General features: G+C 40.4%; 2 protein-coding genes. Both read left to right on the top strand.

What is annotated here, in order from left to right; all coding sequences use genetic code 11:
- Window positions 1-545 (top strand): 1-acyl-sn-glycerol-3-phosphate acyltransferase (locus H5072_RS19570; protein WP_182694525.1); only part of this gene is annotated, 545 nt, incomplete at its 5' end.
- A 4-nt stretch (window positions 546-549) separates the two neighbouring features.
- Window positions 550-1287 (top strand): RluA family pseudouridine synthase, encoded by a 738-nt coding sequence (locus H5072_RS19565; protein WP_182694524.1) that lies wholly within the window; start codon window positions 550-552, stop codon window positions 1285-1287.
- Window positions 1288-1345: the final 58 nt, after the last annotated feature.

Genomic DNA, 1345 nt, shown 5'->3' with positions numbered 1-1345 from the left:
AAAGTAATATACCTGATGCAGGCGCTGCCGTTGTCGTGTGTAATCATGTCAGCTTTGTTGATTGGATGTTTATTTTAGCCGCATCACCAAGGCCTATCCGGTTTATGGTATTTGCCCCTATTTATTATTCGCCGGCCCTACATTGGTTATTTAAAATGGCCAAGGCTATTCCCATTAACAGTGAAAAAACCAATCCAGAAGCGTTTAAAAAAGCCTTTGACGAAGTAGCTGCTGCGCTTAATAAAGGCGAACTTGTTGGTATTTTCCCTGAAGGAAAACTAACCAGTGACGGCTCTGTGGATATTTTTCGCCGTGGAATAGAGCGTATTATTGAGCGCTCACCTGTGCCCGTTATTCCTGTGCACTTAGGGGGGTTATGGGGCAGCATGTTTAGTCGTAAAGCTAAATGGCAATTGCCTCGATTTAAATGGTCTTTGGTGTCGGTTGCAGTCGGTGCCCCGATTGCTGCTGATAAAGTAGTAGCAGATGATTTACGTGAAAAAGTATTGGCTTTAAAAGCGCTTCATTCAAAAGATAGTGACTAATTTAATGATTAACTTAATGGCTAACTCAACATCGCAAACACCTTCAGAACAACCCATTATAGTTGATGATTTTGTAGCCCCTAAGTGCGACGGGTTTATTGAAATATTATATCAAGATGACGATATTTTACTGATCAATAAACCCAGTGGACTATTAAGCTTATCAGGTAAAAATCCGCTTAATTGGGACTCAGTGCATTACCGCTTAGTAAATGGTCAAAAGGGCTCAACAGCTGCATTTGCAGAGGCTAAGTTACCGCATCGGCTAGATTTGGGCACATCGGGCATTATGATTGTTGGGTTAAACGCGATTGCGTTAAAGCACCTTAATAAGCAATTTCAAGCGCGTACTATTCAAAAGCGTTATGTAGCCATGTTAGAGGGATGCTTGGCTGTTGATGAAGGACAAATAACTGCGCCAATAGTAAAAGATAGGCTGCTTTTTCCGCGAGTTAAAATTTGCCAAGCAACAGGTAAAACAGCAATAAGTGAATATAAAGCGCTTGAGAGACTAAAGCACCCGTGCAGAACCTTAGTGCAATTCACGCCCGTTACTGGACGTACCCATCAATTGAGAATACACAGCCACTTTATTGGTCACCCTATTTTAGGTTGCGATTTGTATAAAAGTGCACAAAGTGAGTACATGGCAGGACGCTTACAATTACATGCCAGCGATTTATATTTTGAACATCCAACAACAGGCGAAAAGATTCATATTAATTGTCCGCATTCGTTTTGATTTAGTTGTTTTAGTTTTTAACATTTTAAACCCTTGTTTATTCAATTTTTATCTCATA

Origin of the sequence: Pseudoalteromonas sp. SR45-5, from assembly GCF_014163565.1 — a bacterium.
GTDB classification, from domain to species: domain Bacteria; phylum Pseudomonadota; class Gammaproteobacteria; order Enterobacterales; family Alteromonadaceae; genus Pseudoalteromonas; species Pseudoalteromonas distincta.
The sequence above is the reverse complement of the archived record's forward strand: the minus strand, read 5'-3'. Positions and strand labels throughout refer to the sequence as shown.

Excerpts from the sequence above, each read along its gene's own strand:
- H5072_RS19565 (WP_182694524.1), top strand. The coding sequence starts at position 550 with ATGATTAACTTAATGGCTAACTCAACATCGCAAACACCTTCAGAACAA.